The sequence below is a fragment of the Nigerium massiliense genome, from assembly GCF_000826085.1.
Classification (GTDB): domain Bacteria; phylum Actinomycetota; class Actinomycetes; order Propionibacteriales; family Propionibacteriaceae; genus Propioniciclava; species Propioniciclava massiliense.
In genome coordinates this window covers 615,318-636,620 of record NZ_CCYM01000002.1, presented here as the reverse complement: position 1 = coordinate 636,620, position 21,303 = coordinate 615,318, and the positions used below count along the sequence as shown (strand labels likewise).

At 70.6% G+C, this 21,303-nt stretch carries 19 protein-coding genes; 9 read left to right on the top strand and 10 right to left on the bottom strand.

Translation table 11 applies throughout. From position 1 onward, the window contains the following. Positions 1-237: 237 nt before the first annotated feature. Complete coding sequence (locus BN1187_RS04400) at positions 238-1,248, bottom strand: aldo/keto reductase family protein (protein WP_040159078.1); 1,011 nt, start codon at positions 1,246-1,248, stop codon at positions 238-240. A gap of 211 nt (positions 1,249-1,459) precedes the next feature. Between BN1187_RS04400 and BN1187_RS04395 the strand changes: the two genes are divergently transcribed. Together BN1187_RS04395 and BN1187_RS04390 are read left to right on the top strand one after the other, a co-directional pair. Next, complete coding sequence (locus tag BN1187_RS04395; RefSeq protein ID WP_040159075.1) at positions 1,460-2,170, top strand: HAD family hydrolase; 711 nt, start codon at positions 1,460-1,462, stop codon at positions 2,168-2,170. Then, positions 2,167-4,704, top strand: coding sequence for a glycoside hydrolase family 65 protein (locus BN1187_RS04390; protein ID WP_072041949.1), 2,538 nt, complete (start codon positions 2,167-2,169; stop codon positions 4,702-4,704). The genes BN1187_RS04395 and BN1187_RS04390 overlap by 4 nt, the downstream gene beginning before the upstream one ends. Before the next feature lie 7 nt (positions 4,705-4,711). On the opposite strand, the gene BN1187_RS04385 is transcribed toward BN1187_RS04390, so the two are convergent. Continuing rightward, the gene (locus BN1187_RS04385) at positions 4,712-5,926 is read right to left on the bottom strand and encodes an MFS transporter (RefSeq protein WP_040159968.1); all 1,215 of its coding nucleotides are present in this window, start codon (positions 5,924-5,926) and stop codon (positions 4,712-4,714) included. Between the two features lie 73 nt (positions 5,927-5,999). On the opposite strand from BN1187_RS04385, the gene BN1187_RS04380 reads away from it, so the two are divergent. Both BN1187_RS04380 and BN1187_RS04375 read left to right on the top strand, forming a co-directional pair. After that, a complete protein-coding gene (locus BN1187_RS04380) occupies positions 6,000-6,374 on the top strand; it encodes a DnaJ family domain-containing protein (RefSeq protein ID WP_040159072.1) in 375 nt (124 codons plus the stop codon). A 109-nt stretch (positions 6,375-6,483) separates the two neighbouring features. Then, positions 6,484-7,473, top strand: coding sequence for a hypothetical protein (locus tag BN1187_RS04375; protein WP_040159069.1), 990 nt, complete (start codon positions 6,484-6,486; stop codon positions 7,471-7,473). A gap of 63 nt (positions 7,474-7,536) precedes the next feature. Here the strand turns inward: BN1187_RS04375 and BN1187_RS04370 are convergent, their stop codons facing one another. After that, on the bottom strand, positions 7,537-7,935 hold the full coding sequence (locus BN1187_RS04370) for a globin domain-containing protein (protein ID WP_218184563.1): 399 nt from the start codon (positions 7,933-7,935) through the stop codon (positions 7,537-7,539). Positions 7,936-8,034: 99 nt separating this feature from the next. On the opposite strand from BN1187_RS04370, the gene BN1187_RS04365 reads away from it, so the two are divergent. After that, positions 8,035-8,649, top strand: coding sequence for a hypothetical protein (locus BN1187_RS04365; protein ID WP_147675070.1), 615 nt, complete (start codon positions 8,035-8,037; stop codon positions 8,647-8,649). A gap of 118 nt (positions 8,650-8,767) precedes the next feature. On the opposite strand, the gene BN1187_RS14220 is transcribed toward BN1187_RS04365, so the two are convergent. The 3 genes from BN1187_RS14220 to BN1187_RS04355 all read right to left on the bottom strand — a co-directional run bounded on the left by BN1187_RS14220 (position 8,768) and on the right by BN1187_RS04355 (position 10,910). Beyond that, positions 8,768-8,920, bottom strand: coding sequence for a hypothetical protein (locus BN1187_RS14220; RefSeq protein ID WP_157754738.1), 153 nt, complete (start codon positions 8,918-8,920; stop codon positions 8,768-8,770). 89 nt (positions 8,921-9,009) lie between these two features. Continuing rightward, positions 9,010-9,708 carry a response regulator gene (locus tag BN1187_RS04360; protein WP_040159063.1) on the bottom strand — a complete coding sequence of 233 codons (699 nt, stop codon included), beginning with the start codon at positions 9,706-9,708 and terminating at the stop codon, positions 9,010-9,012. A gap of 2 nt (positions 9,709-9,710) precedes the next feature. After that, positions 9,711-10,910, bottom strand: coding sequence for a sensor histidine kinase (locus BN1187_RS04355; RefSeq protein WP_147675069.1), 1,200 nt, complete (start codon positions 10,908-10,910; stop codon positions 9,711-9,713). A 74-nt stretch (positions 10,911-10,984) separates the two neighbouring features. On the opposite strand from BN1187_RS04355, the gene BN1187_RS04350 reads away from it, so the two are divergent. Then, entirely contained in the window at positions 10,985-12,070 is a 1,086-nt protein-coding gene (locus tag BN1187_RS04350) for an NADH:flavin oxidoreductase/NADH oxidase (RefSeq protein WP_040159057.1), read from the top strand. Positions 12,071-12,118: 48 nt separating this feature from the next. On the opposite strand, the gene BN1187_RS04345 is transcribed toward BN1187_RS04350, so the two are convergent. Further along, positions 12,119-12,910, bottom strand: a complete 792-nt coding sequence (locus tag BN1187_RS04345) for an NAD-dependent protein deacetylase (RefSeq protein ID WP_040159055.1) — start codon at positions 12,908-12,910, stop codon at positions 12,119-12,121. Positions 12,911-13,014: 104 nt separating this feature from the next. Between BN1187_RS04345 and tdh the strand changes: the two genes are divergently transcribed. Both tdh and BN1187_RS04335 read left to right on the top strand, forming a co-directional pair. Continuing rightward, positions 13,015-14,070, top strand: a complete 1,056-nt coding sequence (gene tdh, locus BN1187_RS04340; protein WP_040159053.1) for an L-threonine 3-dehydrogenase — start codon at positions 13,015-13,017, stop codon at positions 14,068-14,070. Between the two features lie 32 nt (positions 14,071-14,102). Continuing rightward, positions 14,103-15,290: a glycine C-acetyltransferase gene (locus BN1187_RS04335; protein ID WP_040159050.1), complete on the top strand. Its 1,188-nt coding sequence runs from the start codon at positions 14,103-14,105 to the stop codon at positions 15,288-15,290. Between the two features lie 18 nt (positions 15,291-15,308). On the opposite strand, the gene BN1187_RS04330 is transcribed toward BN1187_RS04335, so the two are convergent. The 3 genes from BN1187_RS04330 to BN1187_RS04320 form a co-directional block, all read right to left on the bottom strand. Continuing rightward, a complete protein-coding gene (locus tag BN1187_RS04330) occupies positions 15,309-17,675 on the bottom strand; it encodes an alpha-amylase family glycosyl hydrolase (protein WP_040159048.1) in 2,367 nt (788 codons plus the stop codon). 56 nt (positions 17,676-17,731) lie between these two features. Next, a complete protein-coding gene (locus tag BN1187_RS14820) occupies positions 17,732-18,613 on the bottom strand; it encodes a DUF4031 domain-containing protein (RefSeq protein WP_040159046.1) in 882 nt (293 codons plus the stop codon). A gap of 97 nt (positions 18,614-18,710) precedes the next feature. Next, entirely contained in the window at positions 18,711-20,762 is a 2,052-nt protein-coding gene (locus BN1187_RS04320) for an SNF2-related protein (RefSeq protein WP_052462276.1), read from the bottom strand. 46 nt (positions 20,763-20,808) lie between these two features. On the opposite strand from BN1187_RS04320, the gene BN1187_RS04315 reads away from it, so the two are divergent. Continuing rightward, positions 20,809-21,261 (top strand): GNAT family N-acetyltransferase, encoded by a 453-nt coding sequence (locus tag BN1187_RS04315; RefSeq protein ID WP_052462275.1) that lies wholly within the window; start codon positions 20,809-20,811, stop codon positions 21,259-21,261. The last annotated feature ends 42 nt before the right edge of the window (positions 21,262-21,303 follow it).

The window sequence follows — 21,303 nt, the reverse complement described above, 5'->3', positions numbered from 1 at the left end:
TCTCCAGGGGTCGGGATTGACTTCCACGCCATCCAACGGCCCCGGGGGAGCAGCCGAGGAGCCTGCGGACTGAACTTCTCCTTCGAACAAGATGAGGACTCCACGTCCAATCTTTGGTACGACGCCCCTTGTCACAGCGGTTATTCAGGGAGGAGGAGCCGGGAAGCCCCGCCCCGGGCGAGGTGGTGCGTCCTCGCGCGCGGGACTCCGGGCGGCCCCGGAGTCCCGCCCGTCCGCTCAGCTGGGACGCTCGGTGGGGGCGTTCTTCGCGGTCTCCTTCGGGTCCTTGACGACCACGTTGCCCAGCGCCTTGTCGATCTGCTTCATCAGGTCGGCCGGGATCTTCACGCCGGTCGCCTTGACGTTCTCCTCGACCTGTTCGGGACGCGACGCGCCCACCAGGGCGGCGGCGACGTTGTCGTTCTGCAGCACCCACGCGATGGCGAGCTGGCTCATCGAGAGGTCGAGCTCCTTCGCCACCGGCGCGAGCTGTTGGACGCGCTCAAGGATGTCGTCGGTCATGAACTTCTTGATCGTGTTGGCGCCGCCCTTCGTGTCGGTGGCCCGCGAGCCCTCCGGCAGATCCTCGCCGGGCCGGTACTTGCCCGACAGGACGCCCTGAGCCATCGGCGACCACACGATCTGGCTGATGCCGAGTTCCTCGCACGTCGGCACGACCTCGCCCTCGATGACCCGCCAGAGCATCGAGTACTGCGGCTGGCTCGAGATCAGCTGGATGCCGAGATCTGCGGCCAGCGCGTGGCCGGCGCGGATCTGGTCGGCCGTCCACTCGCTGACGCCGATGTAGAGGGCCTTGCCCTGCCGGACGACGTCCGCGAAAGCCTGCATCGTCTCCTCAAGCGGCGTCTCGGTGTCGTAGCGGTGCGCCTGGTAGAGGTCGACGTAGTCGGTCTTGAGCCGCTTCAGCGAGCCGTTGATCGACTCCGTGATGTGCTTGCGCGACAGGCCGGAGTCGTTGGGGCCCTTGGGTCCGGTCGGCCAGTACACCTTGGTGAAGATCTCCAGCGACTCGCGCCGCTCGCCCTTGAGCGCCTTGCCCAGCACCTTCTCCGCGGCGGTGTTCGCGTACACGTCCGCCGTGTCGAACGTCGTGATGCCGACGTCGAGGGCCTTGCGGACGCAGTCGTTGGCGACCTCGTTCTCGACCTGGGAGCCGTGCGTGAGCCAGTTGCCGTACGTGATCTCCGAGATCTTGAGGCCGGAGTTGCCGAGGTAGCGGTACTTCATGACGTTCCTTTCGTGCGCTTTGACCGGCCCATTCTGCTGCGCCGCGCCAGACCTCCGGGCGACGATTACGTCACGAAGCGGCATCGACGGGGTGCCCGGACGGCCGCGGCGCACATCCGTTCCCCGCCGGTCGCCCCCCGGTTGTGGAACGTTCATAGTCGGACGGCCGCCGCCTCCCTGCGCTCGCCGCCCGCCCCCTACGATGGGGGCCATGGACTGGAACACGTACGACGCTGCCCTCTTCGATCTCGATGGCGTGCTGACGCCCACCGCCGAGGTGCACATGCGGGCCTGGGCCGAGATGTTCAACGCGTTCCTCACCGACCGCGGCATCGACGGGCCGTACACCGACCAGGACTATTTCACCTACGTCGACGGCAAGCCCCGCTACGAGGGGGTGCAGTCGTTCCTCGACTCGCGGGGCATCGACCTGCCGTACGGCGACCCGGGTGACCCGACCGACGCCGAGACCGTCTGCGGGCTCGGCAACCGCAAGAACGACGCGTTCAACGCGGTGTTGGAGCGGGACGGCATCGAGCCCTATCCCGGGTCGGTGAAGCTGCTCGACCACCTCGCCGGGCTCGGCACCAAGATGGCGGTGGTGTCGTCCAGCAAGAACGCGCGCAACGTGCTCGCGGTCGCCGGGCTGGCCGACCGCTTCGAGGTCATCGTGGATGGGGCCGTCGCCGCGTCCGAGGGGCTCCCCGGCAAGCCGAAGCCCGACACCTTCCTGGCCGCCGCCCGGCGCGTCGGAACGGATGCCGCGCGCTCCGTCGTCCTGGAGGACGCCGTTTCGGGCGTGCAGGCCGGACGCGCCGGCAGCTTCGGGCTCGTCGTGGGCGTCGACCGTGGCGCCGGGCGGCAGGCGCTCCTCGACGGGGGCGCCGACGTGGTGGTCGCGGACCTCGAGGAGTTGGTGTGAACCCACAGATCCCGACCGAGGACCCCATCGATCGGGAGCGGTTCCCCGCCGAGCCGTGGCGCTGGGTCGAGACCCACTACGAGTCCGGCGACATGGGCGCGACCGAGGCCACGTTCAGCGTCGGCAACGGCTACCTGGGCATGCGCGCGAACCCCGAGGAGGGACGCCCCGCCGCCGAGCACGGCACGTTCATCAACGGCTTCCACGAGACGTGGCCGATCCGGCACGCGGAGCAGGCCTACGGTTTCGCCAAGACCGGGCAGACGATCGTCAACGTCCCCGACGCGAAGCTGATCAAGGTCTACGTCGACGACGAGCCGTTGTTGCTGTCGATGGCCGACCTGCAGGCCTACGAGCGCTCGCTCGACTTCCGGGACGGCATCCTGCGCCGCGACCTCATCTGGCAGACGCCGGCGGGCAAGCGGGTGCGGGTGCGGTCGACGCGGATGACGTCCTTCACCGACCGCCACCTGGCGCTGATGACGTTCGAAGTCACGATGCTCGACGACGAGGCGCCGGTCGTCATCTCGTCCCAGATCGTCAACCGCCAGTCCGGACGCGACGAGTACAACCTGGCGGCCAGCGAGTCCGCCGACCCCCGCAAAGCGGGCCGGCTGCAGGACGTCCTCGAGCCGATGCAGCACTGGAACTCCGAGCGCCGGATGATCCTGGGTTATCGCTGCCGGAACTCCCACATGACGCTCGCCGTCGCCGCCGACCACACGGTCTCGAGCGAGTCGACGGTCGAGGAGCTCATCAGCACCGAGCCCGACATCGGCAAGAAGGTGTTCCGGGTGGAGGCCGAGCCGGGCAAGCCCATCCGGATCACGAAGGCCGTCGCCTACCACACGTCCCGCTCGGTGCCGGTGCGGGAGTTGTTCGACCGCTGTCGTCGCACGCTCGACCGCGTCCGGGACAACGGGTTCGAGCACTACGAGCGCGGCCAGCGCGCCTGGCTCGACAAGTTCTGGGACACCACCGACGTCAAGATCGGCGGTCAGCCCGAGTTGCAGCAGGCCGTCCGCTGGTCCATGTTCCAGCTCGCGCAGGCCGCCGGACGCGCCGACCAGTTCGGCATCGCCGCGAAGGGGGTGACCGGCTCCGGCTACGAGGGTCACTACTTCTGGGACACCGACATCTACGTCGTGCCGGCGTTGATCTACACCAACCCCGCGCTGGCCCGCAACGCGCTGCGCTTCCGCGTGAACATCGTGGACGCCGCCCGCCGGCGGGCCCGCGAGCTGAACCAGCGCGGCATCCTGTTCCCTTGGCGGACGATCAACGGCGAGGAGGCGTCCGCGTACTACGCCGCGGGCACCGCGCAGTATCACATCGATGCGGACGTCGCCTTCGCCTTCGCCAAGTACGCCGACTCGTCCGGGGACCGCGGCTTCCTCTACCGCGAGGGCGCCGAGGTGCTGGCCGAGACCGCCCGCATGTGGGCCGACCTCGGCTTCTGGCGTGAGGCCGACCAGGGCCAGGAGTTCCACATTCACGGCGTCACCGGGCCGGACGAGTACACGACGGTGGTGAACAACAACCTGTTCACCAACGTGATGGCGAAGTACAACCTGAGCCGCGCGGCGTCCCTGCTGCGCGAGATGCAGGTCGAGGCCCAGGCCGACTACGAGCGGCTGGCCAAGAAGATCGAGCTCGACCCCGCCGAGATCGACGAGTGGGAGGCGTGTGCCGCGGGCATGATGATCCCGTTCGACGACCACGTCGGCATCCACCCCCAGTCGGAGGACTTCCTCGAGCGCGAGCTGTGGGACCTGGCGTCCACCCCGGACGAGTACCGGCCGCTGCTGCTGCACTTCCACCCGCTGGTCATCTACCGCTATCAGGTGCTCAAGCAGGCCGACACGATCCTCGCGCTGTTCCTGCAGGGCAACCAGTTCACGCCCGAGCAGATCAAGGCCGACTTCGACTACTACGACCCGATCACCACCGGCGACTCGTCGTTGTCGGCCGTCGTCCAGTCGATCATGGCGGCCTACATCGGCTACAAGAAGTTGGCCCTGGACTACTTCAATGGGGGGCTGTTCGTCGATCTCGCCGACCTGCATCACAACACCAGCGACGGTCTGCATATCGCGTCCATCGGCGGGGTCTGGAACGCGCTGGTCTACGGGTTCGCGGGGATGCGCGACTACCAAGGCGACATCACGTTCGACCCGCGGCTGCCGCGCGATTGGACGGAGCTCGAGTTCAGCCTGATCGTGCGCGACACGACGATCCGCGTCCGGCTGGCCCAGACCGCGATGACGTTCCGCGCCGAGGGCATGGACGGGGTCGAGGTGGGCGTCCGCGGCCAGCGGTACGAGCTGGAGCCCGGCATCGAGGTGGTCGTCCCGCTGGCGGGGCAGGGCCCGAATGTGCGCGTCCCGAGGGCCGCCACGAAGGGTGCGCTGCGCTCCGACGGTTCGGTCATCACGTCGAACACCCCGAGCATGACGTCCTGGGACACCTCCGCGGTCGACTCCGACGACCTGCCGAACCGTGTCCCGGACGACCAGCAGAAGGGTTCCCTCTGAGCTGTCCTCAGTCGGCCGCGGGCAGTTCGTCGTCCACGAAGCCGGGCGCCGCGGAGATCCAGCCCGACGCCGCCATCACCACCGAGCTCGCGGCGAGGACGATCAGCGGCACCGTCCAGCCGCCGGTCACGGCGTGCAGGGAGCCGATGGCGAACGGGCCCACCGCGGCCAGCAGGTAGCCCACCGACTGGGTGAAGCCCGAAAGCTGCGCGGTGACGTGCGGGTCGCGGCTGCGGGCGGTGATCAGCGCGATCGCGGTGGGGAAGGCGGCGCCCGACAGCCCCAGCAGCAGCGCCCACAGCACCGGCGCGGCCAGGGGAGCGAGCAGGATGCCGAGGTAGCCCGCCAGCAGCAGCACCCCCGTGATCGGGCCGAGCCAGCGCGGGTCGCGCATGCGGGCCAGGACGCCCGGCATCAGCAGCCCCTCCGGCATTCCGCAGGCCGCGATGATCGAGGCCAGGACGCCGGCGAGCGCCTGGGAGACGCCCGCGTCCCGGAAGATCTGCGCGATCCAGCCGAACTGGACGTAGGCCTGCATCGACTGGGTGCCGAAGAATAGGGCCAGCGCGACGGCCTTGGGGGAATGGGCGATGCCCCACAGCGACCCGGGCGGGCGCAGCGCGGCCCCGGCCCGACGCTGGCGGCGTTCGCGCAGCCCGAGCGGGATCCACAGGGCGAGCGCGACGGCGGAGGCGACGCCCCAGGCGCCGAGGCTGGCCCGCCAGCCGCCCGGCAGTGCGTGGGACAAGGGCGCCGCCGTGAGCGACGCCAGCGTCGCTCCCGCCGACAGCCCGCAGGTGTAGAGCGCGGTGACGAGCACCGTCCGTACCGGGAAGTGGCGCTTGATGAAGGACGGCAACAGCACGTTGCCGAGCGCCATGCCGGCGAACGCGAGCACCGAGAACACGAGGAACGACCACGGATCGGGCGAGAACGAGCGGGCCAGCAGCCCGGCCGCGGCCGCGACGGTCCCGACTGCCAACGCCCCGCTGAGCGACAACCGCGCCGCCACCCAGACCGCGACCGCTCCGACGACGCCGAAGCACAGCCCCGGCAGGGCCGTCAGCACCCCCGCCATCGTGGGGCCCATCCCGAGGTCCCGCGAGACCTCCGCCAGCACGGGGCCGACGGACGTCGCGCCCGGACGCAGGTTGAGCGCCAGCAGCACGACGGCCGCCACCGCGAACCAGGCGAAGCCGCCGGGGCCTCGGGAACTCCTCATCACGCGCCCATCCTGCTCCCGGGCGCCTCGAGGTGGGAAACCGGTCCTCGGGGTTGCCGCGTACGCTCGGGGCATGCAGTTCGAGTCCTGGATCGACCGGCAGGTGCGCGAGGCGATCGAGCGTGGCGAGTTCGACAACCTCCCGGGCGCCGGCAAGCCGCTGGACCTGGACGACAGCGAGGACTGGTGGATCAAGGCCAAGATCAAGCGGGAGAATCTGGAACCCGTGCTGCCGACGCCGATGGCGCTGCGCAAGGAGGTGGCCGGCATCCTCGACGCGCTGGACGACGTGAAGACGGAGCGTGACGCCCGCGCGATCATCGAGGATCTGAACCAGCGGGTGCGCGAGTACTACCAGCGCGGCTGGCGCAACGAGCCGCGGGTGATCGTCCGCCTTGTCGACGAGGAGGCCACGATCCGCGACTGGCGCGCCCGCCGACGCGGGTGACGGCAACCCCATTCGGGTTATTGGGTCGGGACCACTAAAATTGATCGGGACCCGATATAAGCAAGACCTGGATGATGTGATGTCTGATCGAAAAACTTCCCCCTCGACAGTGCGCAACGACACAAGCCCCGACGAGGACGCCCCGAAGCTCTCGTTCTCCTGGCCCCAGCTGATCGGCGGCGGCCTGGCCGCCTGCACCTCGGCGTTGCTGGGCTCCAAGCTCGGAACCGCCGGCACCGTGGCGGGCGCGGGTCTCGCGTCGGTGATCAGCGCGGTCGCGGGCACGTTCTATTCCGCCGGGCTGCAGCGCACCGCGTCCGGCCTGCGGGTTGTCATCAGCAAGCGGCCGCGTCCCGGCGAGGCCGCCGACCCGCACGCGCTGGACGAGGAGGCGCGCGAACTGGAGGAGTCCGGGTTCCGGGACGGCGACGACCTCCCCGCCGAGGCGGCCCCCGGCTCGGGCAAGGACAGCGAGCAGGGGAGCGGCGCCCAGAGCGGCCGCAAGCCCGGGCGCCGTGGTCTCGTCATCGGCGTGGCGAGCGCGATCGTGATGGCGGTCGCCGTGTTCGTGGTGAGCATGCTGACCGTCACCGGCGTGGAGACCGCGAGCGGCCGGTCCCTGGATGGCACCAGCGGCGCCACAACCATCAGCCGGGTGACCGACAAGTCGTCGTCGAGCCACGACGAGGAGCCTGGCGCGAAGGTGTCCGCGTCCCCCACTCCGGACGCCGAGGCCAGCGCCCCCGAGGCGAGCGCTACCCCGGGCACGCGCTCGACCCCCGGCGAGGCGGGCACCACCACTGCGGCACCGCAGGACGGTTCGACCGGGACCGCCCCCCAGACCTCGGCGCCGTCAGACGGCAGCAGCTCTGGCGATCAGGGCGGTTCCGGGGATAGCGGCTCCGGCAACTCCGGCGGGTCGGGTTCCGGTAACTCCGCCGGGTCGGGCACCGGCAATTCCGCGGGGTCGGGCTCCGGCAACTCCGCTGGGTCGGGCTCCGGTTCGGTCGGCGGGTCGAGCTCCGGTTCGGGTTCGGGCTCCAGCTCGGGTTCTGATTCCGGCGCCGGCTCGGGTGGCGGAACCGTCCCCCGCGGGTGAACGAAGGCAGTCATCACAACGGACGCCGCCGGTCGCGACCGGCGGCGTCCGTTGTCTGTGGTCTCAGTCGTCAGCGTTGACGAGGTAGGCGGCGGCCCGTTCGACGTAGTCGCGCATGAGCAACTCGTCGAGGCTGCTGAAGGGGATCGTGCTGATGGCGGCGTGCATGTGATGCAGCCAGCGCTCCTTCATGCGGAGGGTCACCTTGTAGGGCATGTGCCGCTGGCGAAGTAGCGGAGCACCCCGGGTGCGCGAGAAGACGGGCGGGCCGCCCCAGTACTGCTCGAAGAAGGCCAGCAGACGCGCCTCGGCGCCGTCCATGTCGTCGGCGGGGTACATGGCGACCAGGTCGGGATCGGTTTTGAGCCCGACGAAGAAGGCGCGGATCAGGCGGACGAAGGTCTCATGGCCACCGACCCGCTCGTAGTAGGACTGTTCGTCCTGGGGGATAGCGTCGGCCACCCCTCCATTGAACCTGGCCTCGGGTTGCCTCGCAGTCGTTTGGTCAATTCGGCCGCGCCGGTCTGCGGCGCCCGCCGGAAGCGTCGTTAGCATGGTGAGGTGAGTACGGCTACACGCGCCCCCCAGGTCCCGACCCGACGAAAGGCCGGGGTCGGCCTGTTCGGCGACTGGGTGCTGGCGGCGATCGCCCACCTGCTGGTCTTCGCGTCGTGGGCCGTGACCGTCACCGCCGTCATGGGGTCGCTGGGCGTCGGGCGCCGCATGCTGCTGAACAGTGAGTTCGCCTGGGACACCGGCCGGCTCCCGCAGCCCTGGGTGATCCCGATCGGCATCGTGGCGATCGTCTTGTCGCACCTGTTCTTCGGGTGGTCGATGCGTCGCTACACGCGCGGACACGCGGCCTACGGTCCGTCGGTCGTGGCGTGGTCGGGCGTGTGGCTGGGCGTCGCGTGGGGCGCCTACAACTGGGCCGGTCCGGTGCAGGTCGGCGAGCGCGTCGGCCCGAACAGCGGCCAGTCGACCCCCTGGAACCTGTTCGACTGGGCCGCCAACTACGCCAGGCTCGCGCTCCCGGCCCTGGTCACCCTGATCACCGCCGCCCTGTGGCTCTTCTCGCGGAACTCACCGCTCGTCGCGCTGCTGCGGTCCCTGCGGCGCCGCGGGGACGAGCGCTTCCTGCGCAAGCATCGCCGGCAGGCGTCGGTCGACTCCTGAGGAAGAAAGTGCCCCGGCCTGGGCGGCCGGGGCATGGGTAGTTTTCTTCAGGGAGAGGTTGGGAGGCATCTCGGGAACGAGCGAGTGGTCGGAGCTCGATCGCCAGAGAATCGGCGGGTCAGCGCCAGCAGGCGGGCCACCACTTCAGGACGAAGCAGCCCACGCCGCGGTCGAGATCCTGGCCGTTCGAAACCGGGGTCAGCACCGCGGGGGCGAGCGCGCCCGCAGACGCGATAACGGAGACGGCGAGGGTTGCCGCAATCTTCTTCATGGTCGTTCGCTCCTTTCGCGCTCAGACCGGGGTGTCTGAGTCACTGCAAATCAGCATACGACGATATGGGGTTCAAGGGACAGGTGTCCTTATGCATTTCCGTCGCCATCTCGGTAGACGAGACCCCATTCATAGGCTCGGACGACTGCTTTCAACCGTGAGTTCACCATGAGTTTACTCATCAGGGTGGAAACGTGCGTTTTCACCGTCGATTCCGACAGGTAGAGCTCCGCGGCGATCTCCGCGTTCGAGTGGGCCTGGCACAGCAGGGACAGGATCTGCAGCTCACGGGCGCTGAGGTCCACCTCCGTCTTCGGCCGGGCGGCTCGGCGCTGCTGCTCGTCCGGGCCGGGCTCGTGACGCACCAGGCGCCCCATCGGCTTCGGCGAGACCACCGTCGTGCCCTCGTGCACGGTGTGGACGGCGTCGACGAGCGCGGTCGGGGAGGTGTCCTTCAGCAGGAAGCCGGACGCCCCCGCGCGCAGCGCTTCGATCATGTAGGAGTCCTCGTCGAACGACGTCAGCAGCAGCACCTTCGTGTGGGGTGAGGCGTTCGTGATGCGCCGGGTGGCGGTGATGCCGTCCATCACCGGCATGCGGACGTCCATGACGACGACGTCGACCGATTGAGACTCGACGACGGCGAGGGCCTCGGCGCCGTTGTCGCAGGAGTCGAGCACCGCGATCGTCGGCGCCGCCGCGACGTAGCTGACGAGCGCGGAGCGCACGATCGGGTCGTCGTCGACGACGACCACGGAGATCGGAGGGAGGGAGGGATCGCGATACATGGTCAGACTCCGATGGGGATGCGGGCCCGGAGGACCCAGGTGGGGGATGTGGAGGTGACGGAGCACTCGCCGCCGAGGGCCTCGACGCGCTCGCGCGCGCCCACGAGGCCCAGCGGCGTGGACTGCTGCCGTCCGAGTCGACTGGTCGTGGCCGGCGTGTTGATGAAGACCGCCTCGACCTCGTCGCCGTCGGACTCGATCATGATGCTGCAGGGCGCCGACCGGTCGCCATGCTTGACCATGTTGGCCGTCGCCTCGACGACGACCTTGGCGAGGGTCTCGCTCACGGATTCGGGAAGCGAGTCGAGGTCGGCCTCGACGTGCGCGGACGCGCGGAAGCCGTTGTCGGTGAGCTCGGCGAGCCTGCGGTCGACGATCTCGTCGAGCGGGGCGATCTGCCAGGGCGAGGGCGGCACGTCCGCGCCGCCGTCCGGCTCGTTGCGGCGCAGGGTCTCCATCATGCCGCGCAGGTCGCGCATGGAGCGCCGGCCGGCGGCGATGATGTAGTCGAGGTCGGCGAGCATGTCGGGATCGGTAACGCCGCGCAGCTTGGCCTGCTCCGCGCGCAGGATGATCGACGTGGTCGCGTAGGCGGTCGTGTCGTGCAGGTCGCGGGCGATCGTGCGGCGCTGGGACTGGACGGCGGCGAGCCGAGCTGCCTGCAACGCGCGTCGCTCGTCGGCGATCCTCCGGATCAGGACGCTCACGAGAATGAACAGGCCCACCCAGACGCCCCAGATGGTGGCGGCGGCGATGAAGTCGTTCGCCGTGAAGTGCCCCGCCATCTCGATGACGGTGAGGACGAGCCAATACCACACGGCGAGGAGGCCCTGGAGCGTTCGGCGTCCGTGGGTTCCCGCCGAGATCAGCGGGATCGCGACGGCGAACGAGGACCAGCGCAGGTCGTTGCTGGGGTCGAAGACGAACGTGACGAGGACGGCCATGGCCGTCAGCCCGAGGCCGACCAGGCACCCGCTCGTCACGGGCCAGCGGCCGAAGAAGCCCGCCGCGAGGCAGATGAGAAGCTCCAGGACGAGGGCCCAGGGCGCCGTGCTCGCGTACCGCGGCGGCACCAGGATGAACGGGATCATCAGCAGCAGGGCGAAGACCATCTCGAGCGTGCCCGGGCGCAGGCCGCCCACAAAGCGAGTGGCGGCCGACAACCAACCCTGGGCTCGCACCAGACCGCCGCCACTCCTCACGGACGGATTATCGCATGCGTCCCTATGTGGGGGTACTGGGAATGCGTCCGCGGACGGCGCGTGTTAAGGGAGATATGCCACATCTCTTCGACCCGCTCGTGATCGGTGACCTCCGCCTGCCCAACCGGGCGTGGCTGTCGCCCATGTGCCAGTACTCCGTGGACGCCCACGATGGTGTCCCGACCGACTGGCATCTGGTGCACCTGGGGTCGCGGGCGGCCGGCGGCTTCGGCCTCGTGATGTCCGAGGCGACCGCGATCGCGCCCGAGGGGCGCATCAGCCTCCGCGACACCGGCCTGTGGAACGACGAGCAGGAGCGGGCGTGGGCCCGCATCGTCGACTTCGTCCACGGCCAGGGCTCGGCCGCGGGGATCCAGCTCTCGCACGCGGGCCGGAAGGCGTCCACCCCGCCGATGCTGCCGGGCGTCGATCTGCGCGGCAGCGTCCCGGAGTCCGAGGGCGGCTGGCAGACCGTCGCGCCGTCCGCGCTGGCCGTGCCGGGGCAGGCGACGCCGCGTGAGCTGCCCCTCGCCGAGATCGGGCAGGTCGTCGAGCAGTTCCGAGACGCTGCGGCCCGCGCGGACCGGGCCGGGTTCGACGTCATCGAGCTGCACGCTGCGCACGGCTACCTGTTGCACCAGTTCCTCTCCCCGTTGTCCAACCACCGCGAGGACGCCTACGGCGGCTCGTTCAACCGCCGCATCCGGCTGGTGCTGGAGGTCGTCGAGGCCGTCCGCGAGGTCTGGCCGGTGGGCAAGCCGCTGTTCGTGCGGCTCTCCGCGACCGACTGGATCGAAGGCGGCTGGGACCTCGAGCAGTCCAAGGCCCTCGGCCAAGAGTTGAAGCGACGCCATGTCGACCTGATCGACGTTTCCAGCGGCGGACTCCTGCCGGCACAGATCACGGCCGAGCCCCTGTACCAGGTGCCGTTCGCGCACCAGGTGCGCTTCGGGGCCGGGCTGCCCACGAGCGCCGTCGGGTTGGTCGTGTCCCCGGCCGAGGCGGACGGCATCGTGGCCGGCGGCGACGCGGACGCCGTGATGCTCGGACGCGAGGCCCTACGGCACCCGTACTGGCCCCAGATGGCCGCCCGCTCGCTGAGCCAACCGACCCAGGGCCTCGTCCCCGATCCCTACTTCCGCAGCACGCCGAGGGACTGAGCGCGGGCGGACGGCGACCGGCCGCCGTGCTGGTGCCCGGGCGGTCGCTCAGAGCAGCGCGGAAAGCGTCTCGGACGTCCCGGCGTCCAGCTTGAGGTCGGCGATGTCGTCGGCGCGGGTGCGTCCGCGGTTGACGATGGCCAGCGGGATGCCGTGCTTGATCGCGTGCCGGGCGAACCGGAGCCCGGACATCACCGTGAGGGACGACCCCGCGACCACCAGCGCCTCGGCGTCGTCCAGCCACGCGAAGGCCTCGGCGACCAGGGGTTTCGCGACGGACTCGCCGAAGAACACGACGTCGGGCTTGAGCACCCCGCCGCAGCGTTCGCAGTCGACGACCACGAAATCGTGCCAGTCCTCGACCTCGGCGTCCCCGTCGGGACGCAACTCCGCGGCGCCCGCCGGGATGGTCCCCGCGACGTCGGGGTTGGCGTCCTCGAGGCGGCGCTGCAGCGCGGCCCGCGACGTCCGCTGCCCGCAGTCGAGGCACACGACACGGTCGATGCGCCCGTGCAGGTCGAGGACGTCGGCGCTGCCGGCCAGTTCGTGCAGGCCGTCCACGTTCTGCGTGATGATCGGGACGCCGAGCTGGGCCAGCGCGCGGTGGCCCGCGTTGGGCACGGCCCGGCCGAAGGAGCGCCAGCCCTGCATCGAGCGCGCCCAGTAGCGGCGGCGGTTCTCGGCGTCGCCGGTGAACTCGGCGAAGAACATGGGGTTCGCGGGCGGCGCGCTCGGCCCGCGGTAGTCCGGGATGCCGGAGTCGGTGGAGATGCCCGCGCCGCTGAGGCAGAGCCAGCGGCGTCCCTCCACCAGGTCTCGGAGGTCGTCGATCGTGGGCACCCTTCGAGCCTACCCGCGCCCGACGAACCAGACTGAAATGTTGACGGCTGGGGCCTGCCGGTGCTGGTCATTCGGGGCTCATCCCTGATGGCAGGATGAGCGACGTGCGAGCACTGACGAAGACGCAGGCGGGCCCCGGCTTGGAGATGATCGACCGTCCGGAACCGGAGTGTGGACCGTCCGACGTCAAGGTGCGGGTGCTACGCGCCGGGCTGTGCGGCACCGACCTGCACCTGCAGGAGTGGGACGCCTGGGCCGCCGAGATGGTGCGGGTCCCGCAGACGATCGGGCACGAGTTCTACGGCGAGGTCGTCGAGGTCGGCGCCGACGTGATCACGCTGCGTCCGGGCGACCGGGTCTCCGGCGAGGGGCACATCGTCTGCGGCTACTGCCGCAACTGCCGGGCCGGGCGCCGCCACCAGTGCATCAACACCGTCGGTCTGGGCGTCAACCGGGACGGCTGCTTCGCCGATTACGTGGTCATCCCGGCGGCGAACGCCTGGAAGCAGCCCAGCGACCCCGACCGGCCCGACTACATCGACCCCGAACTCGGCGCGGTGTTCGACCCGTTCGGCAACGCCACCCACACCGCCCTGCAGTGGCCGCTGGTCGGCGAGGACGTCCTGATCACCGGTGCCGGGCCCATCGGCGTGCTGGCCGCAGCCATCGCCAAGCACGCCGGGGCCAAGCACGTCGTCGTCACCGACGTCAGCGACTACCGCCTCGGTCTGGCCCGCCAAGCCGGCGCGGACCTCGTCGTCAACGTCGGCACCACCCGCATCAAGGACGCCCAGCGCGAGCTCGGCATGGTCGAGGGCTTCGACGTCGCCCTGGAGATGTCCGGCTCGCCTGCAGCGGTCGAGGAGTTGCTGGCCAACATGAACCACGGCGCCAAGGTCGCCATGCTCGGTCTGCCGAAGAACAGCTACCCCATCGACTGGGGGCGGGTCATCACACACATGATCACGCTCAAGGGAATCTACGGCCGCGAGATGTTCGAGACCTGGTACCTGATGAACTCGATGCTCGCGACGTCCCAGACGCTGAAGGACGCCGTGCGCTCGGTGATCACCCATCGCTTCTCGGCCGAGGACTGGGCGGACGCCTTCGACGCCGCGCGCTCCGGCCAGTGCGGCAAGGTCATCATGGACTGGAGCTGACCCCTCCCCACCGCGACGCAAAGGAGCCACCCATGTACGGATCGACACGCGACCAACTCGCCGCCACCCTCGCCGAGATCGAGGACGCCAGCCTCACCAAGACCGAGCGCGTCCTGACCACGGCCCAGAGCAACCACATCGCCACCTCCGGCGGGCCCGCGCTGAACTTCTGCGCGAACAACTACCTCGGCCTCGCCGACGACCCGCGCATCATCGACGCGGCCAAGCGGGCGCTGGACGAGTGGGGCTTCGGGATGGCGTCCGTGCGGTTCATCTGTGGGACGCAGGCGCCCCACAAGCAGCTCGAGCGGGCGATCAGCGACTTCCTCGGCGCCGACGACACGATCCTGTACAGCTCCTGCTTCGACGCCAACGGCGGGGTCTTCGAGGTGCTCTTCGAGGCGCAGGACGCGATCATCTCCGACGAGCTGAACCACGCGTCCATCATCGACGGCGTCCGGCTGTCGAAGGCGCAGCGGTTCCGCTACCGCAACGCCGACATGGCCGACCTGGAGGCGCAGCTGAAGTCCGCGGCGGAGGCCCGGCGCCGCGTGATCGTGACCGACGGCGTCTTCTCGATGGACGGCTCGTACGCGCCGCTGCCCGAGATCTGCGACCTCGCGGAGCGCTACGACGCGCTGGTGTTCGTCGACGACAGCCATGCGGTCGGGTTCGTGGGGGAGCACGGCCGCGGGACACCCGAACGCTTCGGCGTCACGGACCGCGTCGACATCATCACCGGCACCCTCGGCAAGGCGCTGGGCGGGGCGTCCGGCGGGTACGTCGCGGCGCATTCCGAGATCGTCGACCTGCTGCGCCAGCGCTCGCGCCCCTATCTGTTCAGCAACTCGGTGGCGCCGAGCGTCGTCGGCGGTTCGCTGGCCGCCCTGGAGTTGATCGCCGCCTCGGACGAGGCCCGCGCCACCCTGACCCGCAACACCGAGCTGTTCCGCGGGCTGATGATCGACGCCGGCTTCGAACTGCTGCCCGGTGAGCATCCGATCTCGCCGGTGATGTTCCCCGGCAAAGACGGCGCCCGTCAGGCCGTGCAGATCGCCGAGCACATGCTCGGCCAGGGCGTCTACGTGATCCCGTTCAGCTACCCCGTCGTCCCGCGCGGGAGGGCGCGCATCCGCGTCCAGCTTTCCGCGGCGCACTCCGAGGCGGACGTCCGGACCTGCGTGGACGCCTTCGTCGCCGCCCGGGAGGCGGTGGCCTGAGCCGCGGCGGCCGCGCGGTCAGAAGGCGTTGGCCATCAGCACCGCGATCGACCAGGGCTGCACCTCGTAGTGGGTCCTGATCTCGGGGGCGGTGTCGGCGGGCCAGCAGTTGCCCTCAGCCTCGGCCCACGACCCGGTGTCGATGATGCGGCGCCATTTCAGGTGCGGACGCCCCGGGCGCGTCAGCGGCGGGACCTCGAACGTGATCGACCGATCCCACATGTTGAAGAGGATCGCGTAGTCGTTCGACCGCGCGGTCTCGTCGCCGTCGATCAGCACCGCCAGCGCGCGGTCACCCTGCAGCGGCACCTCGCTCAGGTCGGGGCGCAGGAACCGGTACGGCCGGGCGTTGACGCCGAGGACGCCGCCCCACGCCTGGTGCCGCAGCCCGGGGTCGTCCCGGCGCAGCCGCGCCACATAGCTCGCGAAGGTCAGCAGCGGATTGATGCCGGGTCGGGCGGCGGTCTGGCCGACGACGTCGTAGTACGTGGAGCCGCCGGCGTGCTGGCGCGGGTCGACGGGCAGCCGCGTGGGGGCGTTGGACGCCGCCTGGGCCCAGTTGTTCCACATGCCGATGGTGTTGAGGTTCCAGGGGTTGTTGTTGCCGTTCTGGGTGCGGCCGTACTCGTCGCCGGAGACCACCATCGGGATGCCCCGGGCCAGGCACACCGTCAGCCAGTTGTTCCGCCACCTCGTGCGGCGCAGCGCCTGATCCATGCCGGAATCCCAGGAGAGGTTCTCGCTCTCACCTCCGTCCGAGGGGCCGAACGGCGGCATCTGGTAGTTCTGCTTCTCGTTGAACGACACCAGGTCGAACATCGTGAAGCCGTCGTGGGCGTCGATGAAGTTGATGGACTTCTGCGGCCCGTGGCTGTCGGCGTACTCGAGGAAGCCGCCGTTGAACTGCCGGATGAAGTCGTGGGTGTTGGCGTCGCCCTTGAGGAACCTGCGCGACGCGTCGCGGAAGTGCCCGTTCCACTCGGCCCACCCCGCCGGGAAGTTGCCGACCTCGTACCCCCACAGGTCCCACGGCTCGGCGATCACCTCGAAGTCGTTCATGATCGCCAGGTTGCGCACCGACGTGAGCACCGGGTGGTCCTTGAAGAAGCGCTTCTGCTTGTCCCAGTCGTTGCGCTGGGCGTCGTCCGGACGCCGGCCCAGCACCGGTGCGAGGTCGAAGCGGAAGCCGTCCACGCCCATCGTCTCGTTCCAGTACTTCAGCGAGTCGAGGACGAGCCGCGCGGACGCCGTGGAGCTGAAGTTGATCTGATTGGACGTCCCGGTCGCGCCGTCGACCAGGCCGCCGGCCTCGGTCAGCACGTAGTACTCCGCGGTGCCGAAGCCGCCGAGCGTGGTGAAGCCGGTGGCGTCCACGTCGCCGAACCAGTTGCCGCCCTCGGCGGTGTGGTTGTAGACGACGTCGAGCAGCACCTCGATGCCATGCTCGTGGAACGCGTGAACCATCCGCTTGAATTCGCGGGTGGGGCCGCCCGGCGTCTTGTCCGACGAGTAGTCGCGGTTCGGGGCGAAGAACGCGAGCGTCTGGTAGCCCCAGTGGTTCGTGGTGCCCGACTGGGCGCCCATGTGGTCGGAGTCGGTCTCGTGCACCGGCATCAGCTCGATGGAGGTGAAGCCGAGCGCGTTGAGGTAGGGCGCCATGCGCGCTGCGCCGGCGTAGGTCCCGCGCAGTTCGTCGGGCACCCACTCCACCTCCTCGAAGCCGGGGACGCCGGACAGGATCTCCCGCAGTCGCGCCGAACTCGGGTGCATCGTCAGATTCTTGACGTGCGCCTCGTAGATCGCGGTGTTGCCCGCGGCGTCGGGACGGCGTCCGGTGGGGGTGTCGTCGTCGACGACCACGCCCTTGGGCGCGTAGCGCCCGCTGTCGATCTCGCGGCTGGGGCGGGTGCCGAAGCGCATGGGGCCGGAGCCGAACACCGCGGAGTCGGAGCCCGCCTCGACGACGGAGCGGCTGAGCGGGGTGTGCGTGATCTCGCGGGCGTAGGGGTCGAAGAGCACCTTGTTGGGGTTGAAGTGGTTGCCGTGCTCGTCGCGGTCGGACCGGAACCCCGCCTTCGAGTCGCCGCGTTTCCAGCGCTCGTCGTAGGGCCAGTTCGGGCCCCAGCAGCGGAACGCGTAGAGGGTGCCCGGGCCGACGCCGGCGACCTGGGCGTTCCAGATGTCGTCCCAGCCGCGGACCATCTCGAACTCGGCGACCGCGTCGGTGCCCGTCGCTGTGGCGTACAGCTCGAGCACGACACGGGTGGCGTCCGGGGCGGTCACGGCGAACGTCGTCATGCCCGTCTCGACGTCGGGGTGAGCGCCGAGCGGCCACGCGGCGTCACCCCAGGTCTCGGGGGCTTCAGCTCGGGGTCGGACGGTCATCTGGTCATTCTCGCCCAGGGGACCGACGTTTTCGGGGAGTGACAACGCCGTTGCCGTCACGCGCGTCCGTCCAGGAAAGCCAGCTCGGCCGTCACGTTGTGCCGGGCGCGCTCCTCCCACAGCTCGCGGCCGAGGTCGGTGCGGAAGAGGCGTTCGCGCCCGAGCAGGCCCGCCAGCACCTGGCGGCGGCCGCGCGCGAACTCCCGGTCGGGGACCGATTCGAAGTCGAGGCGCACGTCGCGGGCGTAGATGCTGTAGCGCCCCCCGGGCGAGCCGAGGATGGCCAGGTCGGCGTCGCAGAGCAGGGCCCCGCGCTCGTCGCCGGCATCGGGCTCGTGGCCGGCCGTGAGCCGGACGAGCCGGGCCACCTCGCGCACCGCCTCGTCGTCCAGGACGCCGCCGAGCCGCTTTTCGGCGAGGACGGCCGACGCCTCCTCGTCCGAGCCGGGCAGACCCTGGTAGACCGCGTCGTGGAACCAGCCGGCGAGGTGGATCACCTCGTCGTCGCAGCCGAGCTCCTCCAGCGCGTCCAGCAGGAACGCCAGGTGCCGCACGTCGTGGTAATGCCGATGGGGCTCCGACCAGCGCTCCAGCAGTTCGGTGCCGAGGTCGGTCTGGCCGGGCATGAGGCCGGCCCAGGCGCCGCGCAGGCGCGGGAGCACCTCGGCGCGCTTCGGCGTCCGCTCCTGGGCGTGCACGCGCAGGCCGCTGTCGAGCAGGCGGCGCACGAGCGTCGTGGCGGACACCTCGGACGCCCCCCGGCGCACCAGGTCCGCGTAACGCGCCTCGGGGACGTCGTAGTGGTCGTGGTCGAACGCCCGCGGCGACAGTTCGGCGTCCGCGGCGAACGCGTGCAACTCAGCCAGCGAATGATCCGAGACGAGGTGGCTGTACACGGTCCCGTGCGCGGGCCAGCGGGGTGGGTCGATGAGGATCACGCGGGCGATTCTGCCGTCCGCCGCCCGATGTTGCCCATCGTTTATGCGTTTCGGGGCCGAGGGCGGCCCGCGGCGGGGCTCCGCCACCCGGCCGAGGCTACGTCTCGGGCGTCGCGTTGATGCGCGCGGCCATGCCCACGCCGAGGCGGATCTGCTCGTCGGCGACGATGCGGCGGGCCATCTGCATCTCGGAGACGTCCGCGAGCTCGGGCTGCGTGCCGGCCTCGCGGGCCTGCTCGTCGAGCATCCGCTGCCGGTGGGCGATGATGTCGAGCATGTGCTCGTCGACGGAGTGATCGACCAGCACCCGGTAGACGAACAGCGGCTCGAGGTCGCCGTCCCGGCGGCAGCGGTCGACCGCACCCTTTTCCAGCAGCGGCTTGACCTGCGGCTCGCACCACAGCAACACCGACGCTGCGCGCAGGCGCCCGCCGTCGTCGCCGGCGTCCACCTGGACGCAGATGACGCTCGGGCGTCCGGGGGCGGCGAAGGCGTCCAGCATCGCGGTGCGCTGGTCGGCGGGTGTGGCGCTCGTGAGCGGTCCCAGGACGTCGTCGTTGCCCGCGTCGGTCAGCGCGGCGACGACGATGGTCAGCACGCTGAGGAAGTGGCTGAAGATGACGACCGGACGCCCGTCGTCGCGGGCCTGGGCGACGAGGTCGACGAGGCGGGCCACCTTGGCGGACTCGTCCGGGTCGGCGGACGGGTAGGCGGCGCGGCGCATCCCGGAGAAGTTGCCGAGGACGACGGCGTCGCGGTAGCGCTCGGCGTCCAGGCCGGCCCAGGTCGTCCACACGTCCGTGCGCACGACGTCGGGCAGCTCGGCGACGACGTCGGCGGGGGTGCGGCGCAGGCAGAAGGACGCCGTGGCGGCCCGGAACGCCTCCAGGCTCGCCGGTCGCTGCGGCACGTCGCTCTCGACGCCCAGTAGGGTCGCCAGACGGCGCGCCAGGGTGGGGCGGCGCTCCAGAGGGGCCCCGGTGAGCAGCAGGACGCGATCGGCCTTGCCGGTGAGCGCGGCCAAGGCCTCGGCGCCGGGACGCCCCGTGTCGGTGACGGTGTCCGCCTCGTCGACGACGAGCATGCCGAAGCCGCCCACCAGGTCGGCGGGCTCGAGGTCGAGCTCGGGCAGGTCGTCGTCGGCGATGACCGCGACGCCGCCCCCCTGGCGCCAGGCGACCGAGGCGGCGCGGTGCGCGGAGCCGGTGAGGTCGTGCACGGGGACCGTGGTGAGGCGTCCGGCCTCCCGCAGCCAGGTGGGGGCCAGCCCGGCCGGGCAGACGACGACGCAGTGGGACGCACCGGTGGCGCGCAGGTGCGCCATCGCCGCCAGCGCCTGCACCCTCTTGCCCAGCCCCAGCTCGTCGGCGATGACGGCCTTTCGGCGGGCCAGGGCGAACCGGGCGCCGAAGCGCTGGTAGGAGCGCAGTTCGACGGCCAACAGCGAGGTGTCGAGCTCCTGGGCGTCGACGGCGGCCGCCGCGTCCTCGGGGAGAAGCCCGGCGATGCCCGCTTCCTCGGGGCGCTGGTCGACGGCGTCGGCGAGGCGCGCGGACGTCCCCGCCGGGTCGGCCAGGTAGCCGGCCCACGCGTCGGACTCGCTGACGCCCTGCTCGACGACCTTCCGGACGCCGGCGATGAGGCCGTGGACGTCCCGCTGGTCGGCCCACTCCACCACTTGGCGTAGCCGGTTGAACGCGTCGCCGGACGCCTCCTTCAGCTCGCGCTCGGCGAAGACCCACTTGAGCTTGTTGCGGACGGGCTCGGCTGCGGGCAGGTCGGCGGCGAGGGCCGGCAGCACCTGGCGGACCAGGGGCCGCAGACGGCGGGACGCGGCCGCCACGGCGTCCCAGCGGGCGAGGGTGACGATCAGCCGGGTGAGGCCGGCGTCGGCGGGAGCATGGCGCAGCCGCACCTGCACGGACGACTGGATGCGGCGGCGGGTCTCGTCATCGCGGCGGCCTTCGGGTAGCTCGGAGAGCCGGGCGTCCACCTGCGGGGCGACGAACCGGCGGAAGGCCGACCGCACCTCGTCATGCGCGTTCTCGACCGCCTCCTCGAGCCACTGCGCCTCGCGTTCGAGCCGCTCGGCGGCCTCAAGGACGGGGAGGGCGGCGGCGCCTGTCAGGGGACGCGGAGAGTCAGACACGCTCCGATGGTAACGGGACGCGGCCCTTCCCTAGGATGAAGGCACTATGCCCGGGACCCTGACTTTCCACGACGCCACGGACGCCGACCGCCCCGCGTACAACCGGCTTTTCCGCGCTTACGCCGCCCTCTACGGCCGCGACCTCACCGACGACCACCTCGACTGGGCGTGGGACTCCTTCACCACGGGTCCGAACCGCTGCCTCATCGCCGACCTGGACGGCCGCACCGTCGGCTTCGTGCAGTACCGGCTGTACCGCTGGCTCCTGCACGGCACCACGAGCGTCTTCGCCGACGACATGTACGTCGACCCGGACGCCCGCGGCAACGGCATCGGCCGCCGCCTCCTCGAGGAGCTCGCGCGGTTGTGCCACCGCAACGGCTGGGAGGGCGTGCGCTGGTTCGCCACCAGCGGCAACGAGGACGGCCAGCGGCTCTACGACCGCTTCGGCGGACGCGCCCACGTCGTCACGTACGACCTGTTCCCGATCGCCGACTGACGCCGGGAGTCGCGCCCGTCGTCTCTGGGACGGCTGTCGGCG

Excerpts from the sequence above, each read along its gene's own strand:
- BN1187_RS04335 (WP_040159050.1), top strand. The coding sequence starts at position 14,103 with ATGTACGGATCGACACGCGACCAACTCGCCGCCACCCTCGCCGAGATC.
- BN1187_RS04395 (WP_040159075.1), top strand. The coding sequence starts at position 1,460 with ATGGACTGGAACACGTACGACGCTGCCCTCTTCGATCTCGATGGCGTG.
- BN1187_RS04330 (WP_040159048.1), bottom strand. The coding sequence starts at position 17,675 with ATGACCGTCCGACCCCGAGCTGAAGCCCCCGAGACCTGGGGTGACGCC.
- BN1187_RS04400 (WP_040159078.1), bottom strand. The coding sequence starts at position 1,248 with ATGAAGTACCGCTACCTCGGCAACTCCGGCCTCAAGATCTCGGAGATC.
- BN1187_RS14220 (WP_157754738.1), bottom strand. The coding sequence starts at position 8,920 with ATGAAGAAGATTGCGGCAACCCTCGCCGTCTCCGTTATCGCGTCTGCG.
- BN1187_RS04380 (WP_040159072.1), top strand. The coding sequence starts at position 6,000 with ATGCAGTTCGAGTCCTGGATCGACCGGCAGGTGCGCGAGGCGATCGAG.
- BN1187_RS04315 (WP_052462275.1), top strand. The coding sequence starts at position 20,809 with ATGCCCGGGACCCTGACTTTCCACGACGCCACGGACGCCGACCGCCCC.
- BN1187_RS04385 (WP_040159968.1), bottom strand. The coding sequence starts at position 5,926 with ATGAGGAGTTCCCGAGGCCCCGGCGGCTTCGCCTGGTTCGCGGTGGCG.
- BN1187_RS04350 (WP_040159057.1), top strand. The coding sequence starts at position 10,985 with ATGCCACATCTCTTCGACCCGCTCGTGATCGGTGACCTCCGCCTGCCC.
- BN1187_RS04360 (WP_040159063.1), bottom strand. The coding sequence starts at position 9,708 with ATGTATCGCGATCCCTCCCTCCCTCCGATCTCCGTGGTCGTCGTCGAC.